General features: G+C 64.1%; 24 protein-coding genes. 15 read left to right on the top strand and 9 right to left on the bottom strand.

Annotated features, from left to right (window positions below; translation table 11 throughout):
- Nucleotides 1-42: 42 nt before the first annotated feature.
- Entirely contained in the window at nucleotides 43-750 is a 708-nt protein-coding gene (locus tag AC1DJW_RS06595) for a phosphatase PAP2 family protein (RefSeq protein ID WP_476901008.1), read from the bottom strand.
- Nucleotides 751-787: 37 nt separating this feature from the next.
- On the opposite strand from AC1DJW_RS06595, the gene AC1DJW_RS06590 reads away from it, so the two are divergent.
- The 6 genes from AC1DJW_RS06590 to AC1DJW_RS06565 all read left to right on the top strand — a co-directional run bounded on the left by AC1DJW_RS06590 (nucleotide 788) and on the right by AC1DJW_RS06565 (nucleotide 7,739).
- Complete coding sequence (locus tag AC1DJW_RS06590) at nucleotides 788-2,293, top strand: phosphatase PAP2 family protein (RefSeq protein WP_476901007.1); 1,506 nt, start codon at nucleotides 788-790, stop codon at nucleotides 2,291-2,293.
- A gap of 188 nt (nucleotides 2,294-2,481) precedes the next feature.
- Nucleotides 2,482-3,480: an ABC transporter ATP-binding protein gene (locus AC1DJW_RS06585; protein ID WP_284751038.1), complete on the top strand. Its 999-nt coding sequence runs from the start codon at nucleotides 2,482-2,484 to the stop codon at nucleotides 3,478-3,480.
- Nucleotides 3,477-4,367, top strand: a complete 891-nt coding sequence (locus AC1DJW_RS06580; RefSeq protein ID WP_476901006.1) for an ABC transporter permease — start codon at nucleotides 3,477-3,479, stop codon at nucleotides 4,365-4,367. Before AC1DJW_RS06585 ends, AC1DJW_RS06580 begins: the two co-directional genes overlap by 4 nt.
- Nucleotides 4,368-4,431: 64 nt before the next feature.
- Nucleotides 4,432-5,718: a sensor histidine kinase gene (locus tag AC1DJW_RS06575; RefSeq protein WP_476901005.1), complete on the top strand. Its 1,287-nt coding sequence runs from the start codon at nucleotides 4,432-4,434 to the stop codon at nucleotides 5,716-5,718.
- The gene (locus AC1DJW_RS06570) at nucleotides 5,715-6,410 is read left to right on the top strand and encodes a response regulator (protein ID WP_284751041.1); all 696 of its coding nucleotides are present in this window, start codon (nucleotides 5,715-5,717) and stop codon (nucleotides 6,408-6,410) included. Before AC1DJW_RS06575 ends, AC1DJW_RS06570 begins: the two co-directional genes overlap by 4 nt.
- 27 nt (nucleotides 6,411-6,437) lie before the next feature.
- Complete coding sequence (locus AC1DJW_RS06565) at nucleotides 6,438-7,739, top strand: M18 family aminopeptidase (RefSeq protein ID WP_476901004.1); 1,302 nt, start codon at nucleotides 6,438-6,440, stop codon at nucleotides 7,737-7,739.
- A 1-nt stretch (nucleotide 7,740) separates the two neighbouring features.
- Here the strand turns inward: AC1DJW_RS06565 and AC1DJW_RS06560 are convergent, their stop codons facing one another.
- Nucleotides 7,741-8,355: a DUF1345 domain-containing protein gene (locus tag AC1DJW_RS06560; protein ID WP_284751043.1), complete on the bottom strand. Its 615-nt coding sequence runs from the start codon at nucleotides 8,353-8,355 to the stop codon at nucleotides 7,741-7,743.
- A gap of 223 nt (nucleotides 8,356-8,578) precedes the next feature.
- On the bottom strand, nucleotides 8,579-8,917 hold the full coding sequence (locus tag AC1DJW_RS06555) for a YnfA family protein (protein ID WP_476901003.1): 339 nt from the start codon (nucleotides 8,915-8,917) through the stop codon (nucleotides 8,579-8,581).
- 249 nt (nucleotides 8,918-9,166) lie between these two features.
- Between AC1DJW_RS06555 and rpsF the strand changes: the two genes are divergently transcribed.
- The 6 genes from rpsF (at nucleotide 9,167) to AC1DJW_RS06525 (ending at nucleotide 12,682) form a co-directional block, all read left to right on the top strand.
- Nucleotides 9,167-9,472, top strand: coding sequence for a 30S ribosomal protein S6 (gene rpsF, locus AC1DJW_RS06550; RefSeq protein WP_028267876.1), 306 nt, complete (start codon nucleotides 9,167-9,169; stop codon nucleotides 9,470-9,472).
- Between the two features lie 55 nt (nucleotides 9,473-9,527).
- A complete protein-coding gene (locus AC1DJW_RS06545) occupies nucleotides 9,528-10,103 on the top strand; it encodes a single-stranded DNA-binding protein (RefSeq protein WP_078107100.1) in 576 nt (191 codons plus the stop codon).
- 123 nt (nucleotides 10,104-10,226) lie between these two features.
- On the top strand, nucleotides 10,227-10,466 hold the full coding sequence (gene rpsR / locus AC1DJW_RS06540; protein ID WP_003800144.1) for a 30S ribosomal protein S18: 240 nt from the start codon (nucleotides 10,227-10,229) through the stop codon (nucleotides 10,464-10,466).
- A gap of 17 nt (nucleotides 10,467-10,483) precedes the next feature.
- Nucleotides 10,484-10,936 carry a 50S ribosomal protein L9 gene (gene rplI, locus AC1DJW_RS06535; protein ID WP_234752901.1) on the top strand — a complete coding sequence of 151 codons (453 nt, stop codon included), beginning with the start codon at nucleotides 10,484-10,486 and terminating at the stop codon, nucleotides 10,934-10,936.
- 169 nt (nucleotides 10,937-11,105) lie between these two features.
- Entirely contained in the window at nucleotides 11,106-11,957 is an 852-nt protein-coding gene (locus AC1DJW_RS06530) for a PhzF family phenazine biosynthesis protein (RefSeq protein ID WP_476901002.1), read from the top strand.
- 98 nt (nucleotides 11,958-12,055) lie between these two features.
- Complete coding sequence (locus tag AC1DJW_RS06525; RefSeq protein ID WP_476901001.1) at nucleotides 12,056-12,682, top strand: FMN reductase; 627 nt, start codon at nucleotides 12,056-12,058, stop codon at nucleotides 12,680-12,682.
- 29 nt (nucleotides 12,683-12,711) lie between these two features.
- Here AC1DJW_RS06525 and AC1DJW_RS06520 read toward each other — a convergent pair whose 3' ends face one another.
- Both AC1DJW_RS06520 and AC1DJW_RS06515 read right to left on the bottom strand, forming a co-directional pair.
- Nucleotides 12,712-13,287 (bottom strand): hypothetical protein, encoded by a 576-nt coding sequence (locus AC1DJW_RS06520; protein WP_390281423.1) that lies wholly within the window; start codon nucleotides 13,285-13,287, stop codon nucleotides 12,712-12,714.
- Nucleotides 13,288-13,290: 3 nt separating this feature from the next.
- Entirely contained in the window at nucleotides 13,291-13,770 is a 480-nt protein-coding gene (locus AC1DJW_RS06515) for a hypothetical protein (RefSeq protein ID WP_390281421.1), read from the bottom strand.
- Between the two features lie 627 nt (nucleotides 13,771-14,397).
- Here AC1DJW_RS06515 and dnaB point away from each other — a divergent pair.
- On the top strand, nucleotides 14,398-15,780 hold the full coding sequence (gene dnaB, locus AC1DJW_RS06510) for a replicative DNA helicase (RefSeq protein WP_059388830.1): 1,383 nt from the start codon (nucleotides 14,398-14,400) through the stop codon (nucleotides 15,778-15,780).
- Nucleotides 15,781-15,836: 56 nt separating this feature from the next.
- On the opposite strand, the gene AC1DJW_RS06505 is transcribed toward dnaB, so the two are convergent.
- On the bottom strand, nucleotides 15,837-16,664 hold the full coding sequence (locus AC1DJW_RS06505) for a helix-turn-helix transcriptional regulator (protein ID WP_284751049.1): 828 nt from the start codon (nucleotides 16,662-16,664) through the stop codon (nucleotides 15,837-15,839).
- A 77-nt stretch (nucleotides 16,665-16,741) separates the two neighbouring features.
- Between AC1DJW_RS06505 and ilvD the strand changes: the two genes are divergently transcribed.
- A complete protein-coding gene (ilvD, locus tag AC1DJW_RS06500) occupies nucleotides 16,742-18,610 on the top strand; it encodes a dihydroxy-acid dehydratase (RefSeq protein WP_476901000.1) in 1,869 nt (622 codons plus the stop codon).
- Between the two features lie 90 nt (nucleotides 18,611-18,700).
- Here ilvD and AC1DJW_RS06495 read toward each other — a convergent pair whose 3' ends face one another.
- From AC1DJW_RS06495 to AC1DJW_RS06485, 3 genes are all read right to left on the bottom strand, one after another.
- A complete protein-coding gene (locus AC1DJW_RS06495; RefSeq protein ID WP_284751051.1) occupies nucleotides 18,701-19,669 on the bottom strand; it encodes an acyl-CoA thioesterase in 969 nt (322 codons plus the stop codon).
- Between the two features lie 191 nt (nucleotides 19,670-19,860).
- Nucleotides 19,861-20,295: a DoxX family protein gene (locus AC1DJW_RS06490; RefSeq protein WP_284751052.1), complete on the bottom strand. Its 435-nt coding sequence runs from the start codon at nucleotides 20,293-20,295 to the stop codon at nucleotides 19,861-19,863.
- 153 nt (nucleotides 20,296-20,448) lie between these two features.
- The gene (locus AC1DJW_RS06485) at nucleotides 20,449-21,018 is read right to left on the bottom strand and encodes an antibiotic biosynthesis monooxygenase (RefSeq protein ID WP_284751053.1); all 570 of its coding nucleotides are present in this window, start codon (nucleotides 21,016-21,018) and stop codon (nucleotides 20,449-20,451) included.
- Nucleotides 21,019-21,058: 40 nt separating this feature from the next.
- Here AC1DJW_RS06485 and AC1DJW_RS06480 point away from each other — a divergent pair, with 40 nt between their 5' ends.
- The gene (locus AC1DJW_RS06480; RefSeq protein ID WP_390281414.1) at nucleotides 21,059-22,402 is read left to right on the top strand and encodes an MATE family efflux transporter; all 1,344 of its coding nucleotides are present in this window, start codon (nucleotides 21,059-21,061) and stop codon (nucleotides 22,400-22,402) included.
- The last annotated feature ends 6 nt before the right edge of the window (nucleotides 22,403-22,408 follow it).

Below are 22,408 nucleotides of genomic sequence, written 5' to 3'. Positions count from 1 at the left end.
TCGCTCTCTTGGAGAAGACCGAGTGCTACCTGATGGTTTACCCTACGTGACGCTCTGCTCAGCGTGCCGCTCCCGACGCGCGACCCTCGATCTCCACTCCAGGGCACGACGTGCGTCTATATTCTCCACGATGCATATATTCTGGCAGGCTAACCACAGGAGGAGCACGACGGCGGCCGCCAGGCAAGCGCCACCCACCACATCCGTGAGCCAATGGGCGGCCAAATATGTCCGGCTGATCATCATGGCCAGCATTCCGCCAACCGCGAGAATCCACGCCCAGGCACGTCCGATGAGGAGTGCCACCACCAGAACGAACGCCGTGGTGGCGGATACGTGCCCTGAGGGGTATGAATAGGTGTCCGTGGCCACATGGGCATTGAGAGGGCGCGGCCTGTGAATGACCCATTTGAGCAGCTGGGTCAGCAACATCACGGTGAGTCCTGCCACGGCCGAGAATGCGGCCGAACGGGGTCTTCTGCGGATCAACAGCGCCAAGGCCAGGAGAATGTGGAAGATCAGCATTCCCGTATAACCGGTCCAGTTGAGGGCGACGTTCAGGCTATCCCAGAACGGTGTGTGGAGCGTCGCCATGAACGCCTGCCAGGCGTCGTCCAGGCCTTGGAATGGCGGGTTCCTATCCCCTGCAAGCAGAATGCCGCCCAGGACCACAACGATGGCCAGCAGCACGGTCGAGATGACAATTGTGCGTCCCTGATCGAGCTTGCGGGGGAGAATGACCCTCACCATCTCCACATCCTAACCAGCCCGCCGATAGTCTGGTGGGATGCGAAGCAAGCTGCGATGGGGCCAATGGGACGTAAGAAACGTGGCGCGCCTCGATCGTGCCATTGTCGGTGCCGTTTCGCGGTGGCCCGAAGGCCCGCATGACGCCGTCTGGAAAAACCTCTCGGAGGCCGCTACCAAGGGCAAGCTCTGGTTTGCCGTCGCTGGCGTTTGCGCGGCGTTTCCGGGTAAGCCCCGCAACGCGGCGATCCACGGACTCCTGGCACTTGGCGTTGCGTCGGCCGTCACAAATCTCGGTTTCAAGACACTTCTTCCGCGGACGCGGCCATTGCCCGAACTCCTTCCGGTTTTCCGCTTTGTCAACCCGCAGCCCACGAGCTCCTCGATGCCTTCCGGCCACTCGGCATCCGCTGTCGCATTCACTCTTGGCGTCGCGCTGGTGAATCCCCGCCTTGGTGCAGTTTTGGCTCCTGTTGCGGCGGGTGTGGCGTATTCCCGTATCCATACAGGCGCCCACTGGCCCTCCGACGTCGTGCTCGGCTCCGCGATCGGCGCCGGAGCGGCCCTGCTGACGCGGAAGTGGTGGCCTGCCAGGCCTCCCGTCCCGGCTACGGACCGGTCACCCGCCGACGCGCCGGCAGTCGGCGACGGCGAGGGGCTATGCATTGCGGTCAACGCCCTCGGCGGCTCCTACTCGCCCGAGACCGAGACGCAGCTTCGGGAAATATTCCCCAAGGCTCATATTCGCATGATTTCCGACGGCGATGACGTGGCTGCCGAAATCCAGGCCGCAGCGGGGCAGCCCGGGACGAAGGCCCTGGGTGTGTGGGGCGGCGACGGAACTGTCGGCACTGCCGCCGCGGCCGCCGTCGAGCACGACTTGCCCTTGTTGGTCCTGCCGGGCGGTACGCTCAACCATTTCGCGCGTGACGTGGACGCACGGTCCCTCGAAGGGGCCCTCGAGGCCGCCAAAACGGGAGCGGCAGCCTGGACGGACCTTGGCCACGTGACGGCGGGCCGTGGCATTGACGGCAAGGATGAGGTCGCCGAACTCATCATGCTGAATACTGCCAGCGTTGGCGTCTACCCCAACTTGGTGCGCCGCCGCGAGCGGCTTCAGCCTGCCCTGGGGAAACCCCTCGCGGGACTCGTCGCAGGTCTGCGCACCTTCGGGGCGGCAACCCCCACCACTCTCCTGATCAACGGGGTGCGCCACAAGCTGTGGATCCTTTATTTGGGGCGCGGCCGCTACTACCCGCGGGACCTGGCGCCGCTGACGCGTCCCGTGCTTGACGACGGAGTGCTGGACATCCGCATGGTCACGGCCGATGAGCCTTTTGCGCGGCTGCGGCTGCTGTGGGCGGTCCTCACCGGAACCGTGGGTACGTCCAAGGTGACCCATCTCAGTGAGGCGGCGGAGCTCAGCATCGAGGCGTCCGGCGAACCGTTGGTGATAGCGGTCGACGGCGAGCCGTTGCCGGGCGTGCGGACCGCGGAGTTCACCGTGAAGCGCCGGGCGCTGCGGGTGTATTCACCGCTTGCCTAATGCTTTCATAGTGCCTTCTCAGTGCCTTCTCAGTGCCTGGGAAGCCCTGGCCGCAGCCGGGATCATCCATAGGGACTACCCTGAGCGGCCCCTGAATCATCCCTGAGACCGGCGAATTCCGCTGTGTCGGTGGCTAGCGTTGTACCTACAGTCACCACCTAGCTGCAGCAAGCGGAGGGAACGCTTCCATGATTGAGGCAACAGGCTTGAGGAAGGTCTACGGCGCAAAGACAGCCGTGGACGGAATCAGCTTCACCGTACAGCCCGGGAAAGTCACGGGCTTCCTTGGCCCGAACGGCGCCGGCAAGTCCACCACCATGCGCATGATCATGGGTCTCGACCGCCCGACGTCGGGCGACGTCATCGTCAACGGCCGGCATTACTCCCAGCACAAAGCCCCGCTCCACGAAGTGGGAGCACTGCTCGATGCCAAGGCGGTGCACACGAGCCGCAGTGCGTACAACCACCTGCGCGCCATGGCAGCAACCCACGGGATTCCGAACTCGCGCGTTGAGGAAGTCATCGAGATGACGGGCCTCACCGCGGTTGCCAAGAAGAAAGCCGGAGGTTTCTCCCTCGGCATGGGCCAGCGGCTTGGCATCGCCAACGCACTTCTGGGTGACCCCCAGACGCTCATCCTCGACGAACCGGTCAACGGACTCGATCCCGAGGGCGTCCAGTGGGTCAGGAACCTTGCACGCTACCTGGCAAGCCAGGGCAAGACCATCTTCATTTCCAGCCACCTCATGTCCGAGATGGCCCAGACCGCGGACCACCTCATTGTGATCGGTCGCGGCAGGATCATTGCCGACACCACGGTGGATGCGCTGATTGAGAGCCAGTCCCGCAAGCGCACTTTGGTCCGTACCTCCGAGACCACGCGCTTGTCCGAGTTGCTGGCCCGCGATGGTGTCCGGGTGGAGCAGAACGAGCGTGAAACCCTGGAAGTCTACGGGGTTGAGCCGCTCCGCATCGCCGAGCTCGCCCTCGACAACCGGGTGCTGGTCTACGAGCTCACTCCGCTCACGTCCTCGCTGGAAGAGGCCTACTTCCAGCTGACGAAGGACGAGGTGGAATACCACTCGCACATCACCGGCGGACCGGCAGCACCGGGCGGGCCGGTGGACGGAAGCCCCGCCGGCGTCGGCGCCACCTCCGCTGCCACCATGGAAGGGATCCAGTCATGAGCACCACCACCATCAGCAAGAAGCCTGCGATCCTGTCAGCCGGGACCGGTGGCGTCACTTTCCTCCGGGTACTGAACTCCGAATCCATCAAGTTCCGGACCCTCATGAGCACCAAGATCCTGTTGGTCCTGACCTTCGTGGCCATTGTCGGCATCGGCGTGCTCTCCGCCCTGGTGCGCTGGAACTTCATCAACCAGATGGTCGAAGTCGGCCGCCAGGGCCACAAGGAATCGGTGCAGCAAGCCATTGACTCCTTCCCGCCGGGATCGGGTTTCGACCTTTACAACCTTCCGAACGCCGGACTCAACATCGGCATCCTCGTCATGGGTTCCCTGGCCGTACTCTTCATTGCGTCTGAGTACGCCACCGGCATGATCCGGTCAACCATGAACGCGGCGCCGGGCCGGCTCTCCACCTTCGGCGCCAAAGCCGTGGTCCTGGTTGTGGTCTCCTATGTCCTTTCGGTAGTGGCCGGCGTCGTGACCTTCCTGTTGGCGTCGCCCATGTTCGCCAACTTCGGCCTTGACCTCGGATGGAACACGGACGGTGTCCTCTACAGCGTTTTCACCGGCGGCCTTTACGTCTCCGGGGTCGCGCTGATCGGCCTCTCGCTCGGAACACTGCTGAAGAACCCGGCCGGCGGCATCACTGTCCTGGTGGGCATCATGTTCGTCCTCCCGTTCGCCGGCCAATTCCTCGGTCTCGCTCCCGGGGACTTCTGGAAGTACGTCCCCCAGTACTTGCCCAGTGAGGCCGGCGGCCGCTTCTTGTCGATCGGCCACGTAGACGGCACCCTGGATCCATGGGCGGGCGGCCTCGTGTTCCTTGGCTACGTCATCTTGTTCATGGTTCCTGCCCTCATTGTGCTCAAGAAGCGCGACGTCTGATTCGCGACCGTCCGATTCGCGATCAGGGGACACCCACTCCAGGCAAGGCCACTAGGCTCAAGCCATGAGTGAAGAGTTGCCGGCACAGGACGCGTCGGCCCACGTGGCCGACGCGTCCTTTGCTGAAATCACGCTGCGCCGCCGTGGCAGGATCCGCCGCTATCTCTTTGAGCACCCGCGGGTCATGGACTCGGTGGTGGTGCTTTGCTATTCGCTGTTGGCGCTGGCCACCTTCATCAGCTCGATCGTGGATGGCAAGTGGTTCGCAGCCGTGCTGCTCGTTGTCATTGCCGCCATCCTGTTCCTTCGCCGCCGCAATCCCCTCAGCGTCACTGCGGCCGTTGCTGTCCTCGAAGTGGCCGTGACGCTGCTGAATCCCTGGGGTTCGAACGTCTCCGCGGGATTGTGGTTTGCGCTGTACGCGGTGGCCGTGGCGAGGACCCGTACCTTCGCGTTGACTGTGTTTGGCGCGGCAAGCCTCCCTCTGACCCTCGTGTATCTCTTCATGTGGACCAGCCCGGCGGCCCCGTCCAACGGAGAGGCGATCCCGGAGAATTTCCACCTCATCAGCAACATCACTGCCGCGGTCAGCATTTTGTTGTCCAACCTGATCGCCACCGGCATCGGGATTTCGGTGCGGCAGCGCCGTGAGCATGAGAGCGAAATCAGGGCCTGGGCAGCCCGCACGGCCCGCTTGGGTTCCGTCACCGAACGCAACCGGATCGCCCGGGAGATGCACGACGTCGTGGCCCACTCCCTGACGGTCATGATCAGCCTCTCGGACGGCGCCGCCGTCGTGGTCAAGAGGGATCCGGAGCGCGCGGGTGAGGTGCTCGGCGAACTCTCCCGCACCGGAAGGACCGCGCTGGCCGACATGCGCCGCGTCCTCGGCGTGCTCCGGGACGACTCCGCCCGCCCGGCGCCTTTGGAGCCCTTGGTTTCCGGGCACGACCTGAGCAAGTTGCTGGATGGATTCCGGACGGCGGGGCTGCCGTTGCACTATTCGCACACCGGCCCGGCCCTTCCCGAAGACCCGGCGTTCCAGCTCACGGTCTACCGGATCGTCCAGGAATCCCTCACCAACGTGCTCAGATACGGGCGTTCGTTGAGCCAAGTGGATGTGCGGATCGTGCGGGACAGTGACTCGGTCACCATTGAAGTGCTCGACGACGGCCGGGGCTCCCGGGAGCCGGGAACCGAAGAGGCGGCCTTGGGAACGGGCCAAGGCATCGCGGGAATGCGTGAACGTGCGGGAATTTATGCTGGAACCGTGGATGCCGGTCCTGGTATCCACGGCGGGTGGCGTGTCCATGCGGAGCTGAATTGGAATGGCGACAAGGGGAAATCATGACTGACAACGCTCCCATCAAGGTCCTGCTGGTGGACGACCAGCCACTCCTGCGCATGGGGTTTCGGCTCATCCTTGAAGGCGAAGGGGATCTCGAGGTGGTGGGTGAAGCCTCGGACGGCGCCGAAGCCGTGCGGAAGGTCGAGGAACTGGAACCGGACGTGGTGCTCATGGACGTCCGGATGCCCGCCATGGATGGAATCGAAGCCACACGGCGGATCACGGCCTCGGCATCCAACGCCCGGATCATCATCCTGACAACTTTCGACCTCGATGAATATGCCTTCTCCGGCCTGCAGGCAGGGGCCTCCGCCTTCCTGCTCAAGGATGTTGCGCCTGCCGAGTTGGTCCAGGGCGTCCGGCTCGTGGCCAGCGGCGACGCCGTGGTGGCTCCGAGGGTCACCCAGCGGCTCCTGGAGACCTACGTCCGCGGAGGCCGCGTGCCCGGCCAGGCCACAGCCCAGCCCCGCGATCCACTGCTCGAAGAACTGACGCCCCGCGAAACCGAGATGCTCGAGGCTATCGCCGGAGGGTTGTCCAACGCGGAAATCGCCCATAAGTTCTTCCTGTCCGAGGCCACGGTCAAGACCCACGTCCGGCGGATACTCACCAAGCTGCACTTGCGGGACAGGGTCCAGGTGGTGGTTTACGCCTACGAAACAGGCCTCGTGATCCCGAGCAACCCGGATTACTGATCCACGGCCGGGGCTAGACTCGGAGCCATGCCTTCGAACTCCGCTGCAGAACACATCCAGGACCTTGGCGCATATGTGAGCGCATCGCCGTCGAGCTTCCACGCCGTCCACGAGGCCGCGCGCCGGCTCGATGCTGCCGGGTTCATGGCCCTTGATGAACTTCAGCCATGGGAAGGCGGGGCGGGCAGCTTCTACGTGATCCGGGATGGCGCCCTCATCGCGTGGGTGACCCCGGAAGGCGCCACTCCGACCACGGCGTTCAATATCCTTGGCGCCCACACGGATTCTCCGTCTTTCAAGCTCAAGCCCAAGCCGACAACGGGCAAGTTCGGCTGGCTGCAGGCCGGCGTCGAGGTCTACGGAGGCCCTTTGCTGAACTCCTGGCTCGACCGTGAGCTTCGGCTTGCGGGCCGGCTCGTGATGCTGGACGGCACCCAGCACCTCACGGCAACCGGACCGCTCCTGCGCTTCCCGCAATTGGCCATCCATCTGGACCGGGCCGTCAATGACGGACTCACGCTCGACAAGCAACAGCACATGAACCCGGTGTTCGGCCTCGGCGATCCCGATTCCGCGGACGTCCTGGCAATCCTGGCGGACGCCGTGGCCGGGGCCTCCGTGGATCCCGCGCAGATCGGCGGCTACGACATCGTCGTCGCGGACACCCAGGCACCTGAGCAGTTCGGTGCCAAGGGCGAACTCTTCGCGTCAGGACGGCTCGACAACCTCTCTTCAACCCACGCCGGGCTTGCGGCACTCATTGCGCACGCAGCCGCGGGCGCGCCGGCCCGGGGGACCATCGCGGTCTTGGCCGCCTTCGACCACGAAGAAATCGGCTCTGCCTCCCGTTCCGGCGCCTGCGGACCCATCCTCGAAGACATCCTCACCAGGATCTCCGACGGATTGGGCGCCACGGTGAGTGAACGGCTCCAGGCGTTGTCGGCGTCGTTCTGTGTTTCCGCGGATGCCGGCCACGCCGTCCACCCCAACTACCCCGAGCGGCACGATCCCGCCAACCGGCCCATCCTCAACGGCGGACCGCTCCTCAAAATCAACGCCAACCAGCGCTACGCCACGGACGCCACCGGCGCGGCCTTCTGGGCCCGGCTCTGCGGCGAGGCCGGCGTCCCCTACCAGGAGTTCGTCTCCAACAACGACGTCCCGTGCGGCTCCACCATCGGTCCGCTGACGGCGACCCGCTTGGGGATCCGGACGGTCGACGTCGGAGTGCCGCTTCTGTCGATGCACTCGGCCCGCGAGCTCTGCGGCATTGAAGACCCGCGCCACCTGGCCACGGCGGCAGAGCTGTTCTTCCGGACGGCGATCTAGCTCAGGATGCGAGGCTCACCACGAGGTTGATGGTGGTGGCCAGGATCCCGACGCCGAAAACGTAGGCCAGCAGGCTGTGCCGCAAGGCGGCAGACCGCATTGCCCTGGTGGTGATCGACGTGTCCGAGACCTGGTACGTCATCCCGAGGCTGAACGCCATGTAGGCGAAATCCGTGTATTGCGGGGGTTCTTTTTGGTTGAATTCGATGCCGCCGGGCGGATCGGACGTGTAGTACACCTCGGCATAGCGCAAGGTGAAGAGGGTGTGCACCAGGAGCCACGACGCCACGGCGCCGCCGAGGGCCAACAGGGCGAGCATGAATTTGTCGACGCCGTGTGCATCCTTGGCTCCAAACATCACCAGGACGAAGGCTGCGAGGGAGCCCACGGCTGCACACAGGATGAGGAGGTCGGCGGTGGAGCGCCGTGGATCTTCTTCCCTGGCATGGCTCCTCGTCTGATCGGCCTTCATCGGGGTGATGACCGTCCACACGAAAACGTTGTAGACCGCGGCGGCCACTGCCCAGCCCGCCGCGGGCGCGTAGATCCATTGACCCCAGATTCCGGTGGCTACCGCGGCGGCGATGCCGGTGACGACCATTAGCAAAAATCGCAATCGAGAACGTTTGGCACGGGCGGACTTCGGACCCTGGTTCTTCGCTGCGGCGTTCATAGTCAGATCATGGCACGGCTGGCTCCAGGCCCCGGCGTCACGCCACGCAGACTTTTAGCGTGCGGAGTGGAGCAGCGCCGCGGAAAACCGGGGGATCCCGACGTCGGACGGTCCAGAAAGTTGCACAGCGTGACGGCCGCTTCGACGGTTCAGCTGCGTTGCCGGCTTAGCTGCCCGGCCGAGGCGCGAACATGATGACGGCCACGCCGAAGATGCAGATCATCGCGCCGATGACGTCCCAACGGTCCGGGCGGAATCCGTCCATGAGCATTCCCCAAGCCAACGATCCGGCGATGAACACCCCGCCGTAAGCGGCAAGCACGCGGCCGAAGTGCGCGTCAGGTTGGAAAGCTGCCACGAAACCGTAGATACCCAAGGCTGCGATACCGAGGCCTGCCCACCACCACGGTTTGGCCTCCCTGACTGCTTGCCACACGAGCCAGGCCCCGCCTATCTCGGCGACGGCCGCCAGGATAAAGAGTGCGACGGATTTGAGGATGGTCATGGATTCAGTCTGCCTGAGCTTGGCGGGTACGGATGGCGGCTACCCAGGTTATCCACATACGCGACGTCGCTCATTCCACCTCGCCGACACGCCGAATAGGCTTAGACACGGGAAATGGACTAAGATATTGAAGTCTGTGCTGCGCCCTGCCTCCGCTTCTGGAAGCGGTCGCCAGCACTGTTCATCGCAAATGAACCTCCTGTTACGGAAATGCCGTAACCGCTTAGCCCAAAGGAGGTGGGTTCACATATGCGTCCTTACGAATTGATGGTAATCATCGACCCCGAGGTCGAAGAGCGTACCGTAGAGCCGTCGCTTCAGAAGTTCCTCAATGTCATCACCACCGATGGTGGAACCATCGAAAAGGTTGACATCTGGGGCCGCCGTCGCCTCGCTTACGACATCAAGAAGAAGTCCGAAGGTATCTACGCTGTGGTGAACTTCACCGCCAAGCCGGAAACCGCCAAGGAACTTGACCGCCAGCTGAGTCTCAACGAGACCATCATGCGCACCAAGATCACCCGCCCCGAAGAGCAGAAGGTCGTTGCTGAGTAATTTCAGCTCCCGGCTTTCATTCTTTACCCCGCAGGAACGAACAAGGAGGCAGTAGATGGCAGGCGAAACCACTATTACGGTCATCGGTAATCTCACCAATGACCCCGAACTGCGGTTCACACCGTCAGGCTCGGCGGTAGCGAACTTCACCATCGCTTCTACTCCCCGGACCTTCGACCGCCAGTCCAATGAGTGGAAGGACGGGGAAACCCTGTTCCTCCGCGCATCAGTATGGCGCGAAGCAGCCGAAAACGTCGCCGAATCCCTCACCAAGGGCATGCGCGTGATTGTTTCCGGCCGCCTGAAGAGCCGTTCCTACGAAACCAAGGAAGGCGAGAAGCGCACCGTTATCGAGCTCGAAGTCGATGAAATCGGCCCGAGCCTGCGTTACGCCAACGCCAAGGTCAACCGCACCCAGCGCTCCGGCGGTCAGGGTGGTCAAGGCGGCTTCGGCGGCGGCAACAACAGCGGCGGCTTCGGAGGTGGCGGCGCTGGTGCAAACCAGGGCGGCAACTCCGGCGGAACATGGGGCGGCGGCCAGTCCGCACCGCAGGAAGACCCCTGGGCTACCCCGGGCGTCAGCAATGCGGGCGGATGGGGCAACGGCCCGGATTCCGAACCTCCCTTCTAAACATTCACAAGTTCGACGCCGGAACCCGCCGGATGTGCCGCGAGGCACCCGGGTGGCAACCGCCGTCGAGCACCACCATCCCGTGGATCCATTCCACGGGCTCCATAGAAAAGGAGCTCCACGATGGCTAAGGCTGAACTCCGTAAGCCCAAACCAAAGTCCAACCCCTTGAAGGCCGCTGACATCACCGTCATCGACTACAAGGACGTAGCATTGCTGCGCAAGTTCATCTCCGACCGCGGAAAGATCCGCGCCCGTCGCGTCACTGGCGTCACGGTGCAGGAACAGCGCAAAATCGCCCAGGCAATCAAGAACGCCCGCGAAGTTGCTCTGCTGCCTTACTCCGGCGCTGGCCGCGGCTAAGGAAGGGATTAACTAACATGGCAAAGCTCATTCTGACCCACGAAGTAACCGGTCTCGGTGCTGCTGGCGATGTTGTCGAGGTCAAGGACGGTTACGCACGTAACTTCCTGCTGCCCCGCGGCTTCGCTCTGACCTGGACCAAGGGTGGCGAGAAGCAGGTTGAGTCCATCAAGGCTGCCCGCGCTGCTCGTGCCCACGCTTCGGTTGAAGCTGCACAGGCCCAGGCTTCTGCGCTTTCTTCCAAGAAGGTCAAGCTCGTAGTGAAGGCCGGCGAGTCCGGTCGTCTCTTCGGCACCGTCAAGCCGGCTGATGTCGCTGCTGCAGTTGAGGCCGCTGGCCTCGGCTCCATCGACAAGCGCAACGTTGAACTGCCGAACCACATCAAGTCCCTTGGTTCGTACCAGGCCAACGTCCGCCTGCACGAGGATGTTTCCGCTGTCATCGACCTTGAGGTCGTTGCCAGCAAGTAGCGTAGCTTCACGAAGGACCCCCGTCCCCGGTTTCCGGAGGCGGGGGTCCTTTGCTTTGCGCGGTTTCCGGGCGCGCGAACTGGCAGTAGATGCCCTCTGGCGGCCTCGTAAGGGGCATTAGCTGCCAGTTCGCGCTAAGGAAGACGGGGGAACTTGATAGCCTGCAGCGGTGACCCTTGAAACCATGCGCACCAGGCCCTTCTCGCAAGTGGATGTCTTCACTGACGTGCCGTACCTCGGCAATCCGCTCGCCGTCGTCGTCGATGCTGAAGGGCTCAGCACAGACCAGATGCAGCACTTTGCCAACTGGACCAACTTGTCCGAGACCACCTTCCTGCTGACGCCGAGCGATCCTGCGGCCGATTACCGCGTCCGGATCTTCACGGGCAGCGAGGAATTTCCTTTCGCGGGGCATCCGACGCTCGGCTCGGCGCACGCGTGGCTGGCGGCCAGCGGAGTGCCGAAGCGGGAAGGGGTGCTGGTCCAGGAATGCGGCGCAGGATTGGTCAAGGTAAAGGTCGACGGCGGCCGCCTCGCCTTCGCTGCGCCGCCGCTGACCCGTTTCGGGCCCGTGGGCGAGGTAATCATGGAACAGTTGGCCGCCGGACTCCGGTTGCCCCAATCCGCGCTCTTGGATGCCTCGTGGCTGGTCAACGGCCCGCAATGGATCGGCGTGCTGCTCGAATCGGCCGAGCAGGTCCTTGGCCTTGAGCCGGACCTCGTGGCATTGGGGGATCTGAAGGTTGGGGTGATCGGCCCCCACGAACCGGGTGCCGGCGTCGATTTCGAAGTCCGGACATTCATTCCGGGAGACGCCATGGTGGAGGACCCGGTCACGGGAAGCTTCAACGCGGGGGTCGCTCAGTGGCTGATCGGCAGCGGCCGGGCTCCGGAGCAGTACGTCGCCGCGCAGGGTACCGTGCTGGGCCGGGCGGGACGCATCCACGTCAAAGCGGAAGACGGCGAGATCTGGGTGGGCGGGACTTCGGTGATGTGCATCCAGGGGACCGTGCGGCTGTAGGGGGAATAAAAGGGGCGGGGCCACAGTTTGGGAGTATAGATGCAAACGCATGTACTCTGGTTTGAAGCCATCGAACCACCTAGCAACAGGAGACCGCCATGGAGACCCGCCGCATAACCGTCCTTTCCGCCGGACTCGGCGTACCGTCGTCGAGCCGGTTTCTTGCAGACCAGCTCGCCGCGTCGGCCAGGCGTCAGCTTGGCGATGCCGGGTACGAGGTGCGGGTGGACGTTATCGAACTCCGGGACCTGGCCGTGGATATCGCCAACAACTTCGTCACCGGCTATGCCGCACCGCGCCTCGCAGAGGCGATCGCCGGCGTCGAGGATTCCGATGGCATCATCGCCGTGACTCCCGTCTTCAGCGCCTCCTACAGCGGGCTGTTCAAGTCTTTCATCGACGTTCTGGACCCGAAGTCCCTGGACGGCAAGGCGGTTCTTCTCGGCGCCACGGGCGGCACCGACCGGCACCAAATGGTGCTCGACTACGCCATGCGTCCGCTCTTCACCTACCTTCGCACCCGGATTACCCAGACGTCCGTTTTCGCAGGACCCCAGGACTGGGGAAACACCGACGACGGCGCGTCGCCGCTATCGGTCCGCGTGGACCGGGCGGCGGGCGAGCTTGCCCAGCTCCTGGGCGGCGAACAGCCGCATCGCAAGGCGGACGCGATGGAATCACTGCCTTTTGAGCAGCTCCTCGCAGGGATCACCGCGGGACGCTAGGTCGAGCCTCGGCTGTCCCGCTCCGTGCGCTAGTCATCCAGCAGCTCGATGAACTCCCGGGCCTGCTTCATGCTGATGTCGGAATGCTTGGTCAGGGCCAACGCCGCGGCTTCGACGTCACCGCTCTTGGCCAGGGTGCGGATCCGTCCGTAGATCTCGTCGTTGAGCATGTTGCTGCTCACTTCGCGCGTGACGTCGCCCTTGCTGACGATTGCCCGGTAACGGTAGGGGAAGCGCTCCGGCTCGTCGTCGTCGGGCATGAGGTCCTGCGGGGCGGGTTCGGGCTTGCGGAAGGGCTGCGGGTGCGCCGCAAGGGCGCCGACGGCGTCCCGTGAGGCGCGCAGGCCCTCTCCGGTGGCGCTGAGGTACAGCTTGATGGCCGCCATGGCCTGACCTTGGGCGATCAGGGAATACAGCTGGCGGTGTTGATCCTCGCTGAGCTTCGCGGCGGCTTCGCGGGCCAGCTCCACAGGGTCCACGGCTGCCTTGCCCGTGGCAGCATTGCCGCGGAGTTCCGTGGAGCGGCGGGAGAGCACACGGCTGATCAGCAGCACGCCGACGACGACGGCCGCCAGGATCAAGACCGGAACGAGTAGGGATGACATGCGCTAAAGCCGATCTATGTAGTTCTTGGCGGTCAACAAGTCCGAGTGGGTTTGCTGGCGCAGGAGCTTGATGGCCTGAATCTTCTGCCCGCTGCGGACCATGCCCTGCAATTGCAGGGCGAACTGTGGATTCAATTGCCCGTTGGGCAGGATGGGACCGTTGTAGCCGGCCTGGCCGACTCCCGGGCTGGCCCCGACTTGCGCCCTCAGCGCTGCCCGCGACTGGCTGTCCTGCTGGGACTGTTGCTGCGCATTCTGGCTGGGCCTTGTGGATGCATCGATGCGGGCCCTTGCAGCCGTCGCCGCCTGCACTTGGGCCGCCTGGTGGGCTGCCGAGCGGGCGGCCAGTTCCCGCTGATAGCGCTCGGCGTCGGACAACCCTGGGTTGCGTGGCTTGAATGCCGCCGTCAGGGCCCAAATCACAGCCACAAGGATGACAACGGGCATTGCGACCAGCAGTACATCCCCAATGGTGAAACCCATACCTAGAGCTTATGCCAGAACGCGGTTATCCACAGCACATTCCTGCTTTGGCATAGCTTCTGAGAGCCGTCTGTCAAATTTTGGGATCGATTGTGGGGGTATCACATTTTTGGCATATTTATCCCGCTTTGGGCCATTGGACGAGGGGTGGACTGTGGATTGCGTGTATCGGCCTGTGGATGATCCGTGGAAGAAAATACTTTTGATCCACATGGCGTGAAGAACGTTTTCCCAGTTCAGAGGCTATTTGCCATAAAAAGAATTTCTCTTTCCACAGGGTCATGCACAGACTGTGCACAAGTAGGGGTATGTATTCCACACTTTATCCACAGGCCCGGCTTGGTGCCTCGGAAAAGCAGGGCTAACGTGGCTGAGTACCTGCTTTAGGTACTTGGAAAACCCCTGTTTCTTGTGGACGGCACCCTGGTGCCGTCGAAAAGCAGCGCGCCCGCGGACCTGTCTGTGGATAAGTTGTGGAAATCCCGGGGAACCCAAAATTGTCGGTGCCCTACGGAACAGTTTGGACCAGCCGGCATAATCGGCGCGGTCGGAGCAACCCACACCGGGGCAGTGGCCAACCGCACCGCCGGGAACAGTTATCTGCCGCGGTACACAATGGAGGACGGCTTGTCAGTTACGCACTTGGATTCGATCGAGGGCGGCCGGACATCGGACGCCAGCCGCAAACCGCCGCAGGACATCCCTGCTGAGCAATCGGTTCTCGGCGGCATGATGCTCTCCAAGGACGCCATTGCGGACGTCGTGGAGATTGTCCGCGGCCATGACTTTTACCGTCCGGCCCACGAAACCATCTATGAGTCCATCATCGATCTCTACGGCCGCGGCGAACCCGCTGACGCCGTCACGGTGTCCGATGAGCTCACCAAGCGCGGCGAGATCAACAGGATCGGCGGCCCCGCCTACCTGCACGAGCTCATCCAGACCGTGCCCACGGCGGCCAACGCAGGCTACTACGCTGAGATCGTTGCCGAACGCGCCGTCCTGCGCCGGCTCGTCAACGCCGGCACCAAGATCGTCCAGATGGGCTACGGCCAGGACGGAGAGGTGGAAGACCTCGTCAACCAGGCCCAGGCCGAGATCTACGCCGTGGCCGAACGCCGCACCGCGGAAGACTACGTGGCGCTCAAGGACGTCATGGAATCCACCGTTGACGAGATCGAGGCATCCGGCCACCGCGGAGAGGGCATGACGGGCGTCCCCACCGGGTTCTACGAACTCGATGAGCTCACCCATGGTCTGCACCCGGGCCAGATGATTGTCATCGCCGCGCGCCCCGCCGTCGGTAAATCCACGTTCGCGCTTGACTTCGCCCGTTCCGCTGCCATCAAGAACAACCTCGCCACCGTGATGTTCTCCTTGGAAATGGGACGCAATGAAATCGCGATGCGCCTGCTGTCCGCGGAGGCCACCATTGGCCTCCAGGACCTTCGCAAGGGCACCATCAAGGACGAGCAGTGGTCCAAGATCGCCACCACCATGGGTCGCATGAACGACGCCCCGTTGTTCATTGATGACAGCCCCAATATGTCCCTCATGGAAATCAGGGCCAAGTGCCGCCGCCTGAAGCAGCAGCACGACCTCAAACTGGTGATCCTCGACTACCTGCAGCTCATGAGCTCCGGCAAGAAGGTGGAATCCCGCCAGCAGGAAGTCTCGGAATTCTCGCGTGCCCTCAAGCTGTTGGCCAAGGAGCTCCAAGTTCCGGTCATCGCGCTCTCGCAGCTCAACCGTGGATCCGAGCAGCGCCAGGACAAGCGGCCCATGGTCTCGGACCTCCGTGAATCAGGCTCCATCGAACAGGACGCCGACATGGTCATCCTGCTTCACCGCGAGGACGTCTACGACAAAGAATCCCCTCGCGCCGGCGAAGCCGACATCCTCATCGCCAAGCACCGTAACGGTCCCACCAAGGACATCGTGGTTGCGTTCCAGGGCCATTACTCCCGCTTCGCCAATATGGCGGGCGAGACCGGCGGCGGCGGGTTCTAGGGGGTAGCGGCCGCCGACTAGGTAAAGGGTGTCCGGCGAACCCGGAACGACGGACGCTAGCCCTCCACCAGCGCACGCATCCGATCACTCGTAGGCGTGCCCGGTACCGGTGCGTACATCACAAGGTGCAGCTCCGGCGCATCCGAGGGCGCCAGACGGTGCTGCTCAAAGACCAGTTCGCCGACCGCGGGATGCAGGAACACGCGCTGCCTGGACGCGAAGCGCTCCACGCCGCGGTCCGCCCAGAGTTTCGCGAACTCCGGACTGGCCTCGATCAGCCGGTTGATCAGCGTGGTGTGGGCGGCGGAGCCGAGCCGGGCACCTGCCTCCGCCCGGAACTCGGCGACAAAATGGCGTGACGTCTCTTCCCAATCGGGCAGCATCTCGCGCAGGTGCGGGTCTGTGAAGATCAGCCACAAGAGGTTTCTGTCGGCCAGGTCGACGGCGGCGATTCGCGAATACAGGCCGGCATAGGCGCGGTTCCAGCCGGCTATCCCCCAGTCCGGGGCCACTGCAAAGGCGGGGAAGTCAACAGAGTCGAGCAGCCGCTTCACGTGCGCCGGAGGTTCCTCGATCACTGCCACCTCGGCATCGGGCACGGGGGCGTAGCCGCCCAATGCCAGCAGGTAGGACTTCTCGGCACCGGTGAGGCCAAGCACTCGCGCAATCGCCTCGAGCACCTGCCGGGAGGCATTGATTTCGCGGCCCTGTTCGAGCCAGGTGTACCAAGTGACGCTGACCGCGGCGAACGAAGCGACCTCTTCGCGGCGAAGCCCGAGGGTGCGGCTCCGTCCAATCGGCGGCAACCCCAACTCCGCCCGCACCAGGTTTCCTCGCCTGTCGCGCAGGAATTGGCCCAACTCCCGCCTGCGCTCCTCACTCATTCCACTAAATCTAGCACTGCCACTACTAGTACCAAGAGCGTCTTCAACCCCCGCTATTGGGCTGATTGACTGGTGAGATGCCTCAACTCCGTTCACGAACAGTCACCCACGGCCGCAACATGGTCGGCGCACGAGCCTTGCTCCGTGCCGCCGGTGTGAAAGGGTCCGACTTCGGAAAGCCGATCATCGCCGTCGCGAACAGCTTCACCGAATTCGTCCCCGGACACACGCACCTTCAGCCAGTCGGACGCATCGTCTCCGACGCCATCATCGAGGCGGGTGGCATCCCGCGCGAGTTCAACACCATCGCCGTGGACGACGGCATCGCCATGGGACACGGCGGCATGCTCTACTCGCTGCCGTCCCGCGAACTGATCGCCGATTCGGTCGAGTACATGGTCAACGCCCACTGTGCCGACGCGCTCATCTGCATCTCGAATTGCGACAAGATCACCCCCGGCATGCTGATGGCCGCGCTTCGCTTGAACATTCCCACGGTCTTTGTCAGCGGGGGGCCGATGGAGGGTGGCACCGCCGTCCTGGTCGATGGCACCGTGCGCAAGCGCCTGAACCTGATCTCCGCGATCGCCGACTCCGTGGACGAAAGCGTCTCTGACGCCGATCTGCTCACCTTGGAAGAAAACGCGTGTCCCACCTGTGGTTCCTGCTCGGGGATGTTCACTGCCAACTCGATGAACTGCCTCACCGAGGCGCTCGGGCTCTCGCTGCCGGGTAACGGCACGACGCTCGCCACCCACACCGCCCGCCGCGACCTCTACGAGGACGCGGGCAAAGCCATCGTCGACATCACCAACGCGCACTACTTCGACGGCGACGATTCCGTTCTGCCCCGGTCCATCGCGGGCCGCGAGGCGTTCGAGAACGCGATGACCATGGACATCGCAATGGGCGGCTCATCCAACACCATCCTGCATTTGCTCGCCGCTGCCCAGGAAGCCGAACTGGACTTCACCCTCGAGGACATCGACGCCATCTCGCGCCGCACCCCGTGCTTGTCCAAGGTGGCGCCCAACGGCACCTACCTGATCGAAGACGTCCACCGTGCCGGCGGCATCCCAGCCATCATGGGCGAACTGGACCGCGGCGGGATGCTCAATCACAACGTACGCTCCGTGCACAGCCCAGACCTGCGCTCCTGGCTGGACGCCTGGGACATCCGCGGCGGCCAGGCGAGCGACGAGGCCACCGAACTCTTCCACGCGGCCCCCGGCTGTGTCCGCTCCGCTACGGCCTTCTCCCAGTCGGAGCGCTGGGAGAGCTTGGACACCGACGCCGAGAACGGCTGCGTCCGCTCGATCGCCAACGCCCACACCGTGGAAGGCGGCCTGGCCGTGCTCCGAGGCAACATCTCGCTCGATGGATGCGTCGTGAAGACCGCCGGCGTGGATGAGTCGATCTTCCGCTTCTCCGGCCCCGCCGTGGTTTTCGAATCGCAGGATGACGCCGTGGAGGCAATCTTGAGCAAACGAATCGTCGAGGGCGACGTCGTCGTCATTCGATACGAGGGCCCGCGCGGCGGCCCTGGCATGCAGGAAATGCTCTACCCGACGTCATTCCTGAAGGGTCTCGGGCTCGGGGCGAAGTGCGCCCTCATCACCGACGGACGATTCTCCGGGGGGACCTCCGGGCTATCGATCGGCCACATCTCTCCCGAAGCCGCCGCAGGAGGAGCGATCGCCCTCATCGAGGACGGCGACACGATTTCCATCGACATTCCCGCCCGCTCGATCACTGTTGAGGTGCCCGACGACGAGCTTGACCGCCGTCGCGCACTGCTTGAGGCGACCACAGGCTACCGGCCGCGCAACCGCGAACGCGCTGTCTCGCCAGCGCTGCGCGCATACGCGGCGTTCGCGCTTTCGGCGGACAAGGGAGCCGTGCGGCACGTGCCCTTGGAATCAGTACCTGCGGCTATCAGCCGCTAGTAACCGGCAGTCCGTAAGGTGCAATGGCCACCGCTGGGGGTGGCCACTGCACCTTAGGGCACTTCGCCATGGAACGGTGTTGGGCGTCGCCTACCTGCCGTTGAGCAAATGGTCGGGCATCCGGTTTCCGGGAGCCCTTCCGCGGATCTCCAGCAGTTCGCGGGCGTGGGCGTGAAGGCGACGATCCTCGTCGGTTTCCGGAACCCAGGGTGGGATCGGAACGGACGTGCCGGTCTTGTCCCTGGCCACCATGACCGTGAGGCAATAGGTGGTCAGGTTCATCTCGCGGGTCTTGGGGTTTCCGGAGCGCACATGGACCGCAATATGCATGCCCTTATGGCCTGTGTAGACGAGGCGGGCTTCGACTTCCACCACGTCGCCGATCAACAGTGGTCGGTAGAAGCGCACGCCGCCGGAGAAAACGGCCACGGTGTCCTTGCCGCAATAGCGGGAAGCGCAGACGTAGGCGGCCTCATCGATCCACTTCATGACGATGCCGCCATGGACTTTCCCGCCCCAGTTCACATCGGTGGGGGCTGCCATGAAGCGGAGAACAACGCGCTCGGCCGTGCCGGCGTCGGTATATTCCTGCGCGTTCATGGCTTCGACGATCTTTTCCCGCACGGCGATTCGCGCGAGGGCGCTGTTGCGCTGCTCGATTTCCTCCGGCGTCGCTGGCTCGAACTGGGGGACTGGAACCGGGCGGCCGTCGGGACCGACCGCAACGAAGATCACCAGGCACTGGCTGCGCATCGTGGCCGGGCCGCCCTTGGGGTCGCCGGAGGACACGATGGTCCGGATGTGCATGGAAGAGCGGCCCGTGTAGACGATGGTCGCTTCCACCTCGACCATGTCCCCGCTGTTCACGGGGTCGGCGAAATGGATGTTGCCCACGTAAGCCGTGACGCAATAGGACTTCGCCCAGCCAACAGCTGCCGCGTACGCGGCCTTGTCCACCCACTCAAGGACTGTGCCGGCGTCGACGGACCCGCTGTGTCCGACGTCGGTGGGGGAAGCAAGGAACCGCAACGTGACGGAGTGGGAGGGGAGCTCGCTCATGACGTGAGTGTATCGACGGCGTGGATGCCGGCGCGCTGTATGACGGGCCGGCGACGCCCACACGGCTCCGCGACACGCAAATGGGTCCGTGACATGCAAAAGGGCTGGCGACGCCCGAATTCGGGAGTCGCCAGCCCTTTGTGGCATCGCCGGCGCAATTGGGTGTCGCCGGCGAAGCAGCGCACGCGATCCTAGGCGAGAATGCGCAGCTTGGAACCCCTCCGGCCGAAGACGGCGGCGTCGACGGAGATTCGTCCGGCGCCGGTCAGGGCCACGGCCGCCACTGCGGCCGCGAGGGCCAGGACGAGTTCGTATCCGCCCTTGTCGGCAAACAGGCCGGCCGGGGCGTGGACCAGGAAAAGGGCACCGAGCATATCCAGTGCAAGGAGAGCGGCGAAGATGCGCGTCAGCACGCCCGCGATGAGGGCAATGCCTCCGACAAGTTCGATGCTTGCCACGATCGGGGCCACGACGTCGGCGGCAGGAACGCCCATCTTGCCGAAGGCGGCCTGTGTGCCGGCGATGGTGAACTCATTGAATTTCTGCCAGCCATGCGCGGCGAAGATGAAGCCGACGATGACGCGCAGGACGGTAAGGGCTGTGTTGGTCAGGGTGGACTGGTTCATGTTTTTGCACCGTTTTCGGGTAGCGGTTGGCTGTCGCGAAGCTCCCAAGACCGGAGTCAATTTGTTGAAGCTTCAACTCAAGCCTTTCCGACTTTGCTTGAAGTGTCAAACAAGCGTGACGCAGTGAGACCGCCTCCGCAGTCCCGGCAGGTCCTACCGGCCCTTGCGCTTCGCTTCCAACCAGGGCTTCAGGAGGCGGGTGGTGACCGGCAGGAAAATGTAGACCATGAGCGGCGTCAGGATGCAGATGTTCAACAGAACCTGGAGAACCAGCGGCCAGCCCAGGACCAAGGGGTGCAGCAGGAAATTGGCCAGCAGGCTCAAGGGAAAGAACGGCAGGAAGATGCTGACGGCCTGCTTCCATCGCGGCGGCACCACCGTCTCCGGGACGGCGAGGTTCACGTCGCCGGGTTGCGAGAACCATCCTTCGATTCCGGAACGGCGCTCCACCCGCGTGACCTCCATGAGCTCAGTGGCGCTTTCGATCCACCATCGGCGCTCCTCGGATTCCTCCCAAGCCTGCAGGGTTTCAGCATCGGCGAAGCGGTAGAGCATGTGCCATTCATCGGAATCGGCCGCCGTGCGCACCCATCCTGAACCCAGGTAGCCGGGCCATTCCCGGGCAAGTTCCTGACCTGCGTGGGCCCATGCGTTGGCTTGGCGCGTGTAACCGGGAGTAATGGTGCGGGCGACGGAAACGGTGATGGGATGCTGGAGCGACACCTCAACAATCTACTCGCCGGTGCCCCGCTAGGCTGGGAAAGTGCCCCAAACAGTGACCCGTCCCACCACGCCCTCCACTTCCCGCGAGATCCTGCGCCTGGCTGTCCCCGCCTTTGGGGCGCTCATCGCCGAACCCCTCTTCCTCTTGGCCGACTCGGCCATTGTGGGCCACCTTGGCGTCCCTCAACTTGCCGGCGTCGGGCTGGCCTCCACCCTGCTGTACACCGCCGTCGGACTCATGGTCTTTCTGGCATATTCGACAACTCCTGCCGTGGCCCGGGCGATCGGGGACGGAAAGCTCGCCAAAGCGCTGGCCGCAGGTCGCGACGGCGTCTGGCTGGCCTTGTTGCTAGGCACCGTCCTGGCCGTGGCCGGTTTCCTCGCGGCCGAGCCGCTCGTCGGGCTGCTTGGAGCCGGTGGCGAGGTGCAGGCATATGCCGTCGAGTACTTGCGCTGGTCGATGCCAGGACTCGTAGCCATGCTCCTGATCTTCGCTGGCACCGGCGTCTTGCGCGGACTACAGGACACCCGCACCCCCTTGGTGGTCGCAACAGCGGGCTTCGCCATCAACATCGCCCTGAACTGGACCCTCGTCTACGGGCTGCATTTATCCGTGGCGGGGTCAGCTATCGGTACCAGCATTGCGCAATGGGCCATGGCTGCCGTCTATTTGGTGATGGTGGGACGGAATGCCCGGCGCCACGGGGTTTCATTGCGACCGGACTGGCGCGGAATCCGCACGATGACCTCCGTGGGTTCATGGCTCATGCTCCGCACCCTCAGCCTGCGCCTGGCTATACTGGCCACCGTCCTGGTGGTCACGTCCCAAGGATCCGTGAACCTCGCCGCGCACCAGCTCGCGATGACCATTTTCTCCTTCCTTGCCTTCGCCCTGGACGCCTTGGCGATTGCTGCGCAGGCCCTCATCGGCAAGGAACTCGGCGCCGCCCGTCCGGCTCGGGCGCGCGATCTCACCCGCACGATGATCCGCTGGGGTGTGGGCTTCGGTGTCGTGACCGGTGTACTCCTCGCGGTCGCCGCTCCGTGGGCGGGCTTCCTCTTCACCTCCGACGCCAGCGTCCAGTCCGCGCTCACCGCGGCACTGTGGGTGCTCGCCGTCGGGCAGCCTCTCGGCGGCTACGTCTTCGTCCTGGACGGCGTCCTGATCGGTGCGGGCGATGCCCGCTACCTGGCGATTGCCGGCGTCGTGAACCTCGCGGTCTATCTGCCGCTCTTGGTGGCAGTCCACGTGACAAAGCCCGACGGCGCGGCGGGGCTCGTCTGGCTCTGGGTCACGTTCGCGCTGGGCTACATGATGGCCCGCGGGGTCACGCTGGGGCTGCGCGCCCGCTCTGACAAATGGATGGTCCTCGGTTCGCACTAAACTGGA

It is taken from the genome of Arthrobacter sp. 05L417 (assembly GCF_056397865.1).
The sequence above is the reverse complement of the archived record's forward strand: the minus strand, read 5'-3'. Positions and strand labels throughout refer to the sequence as shown.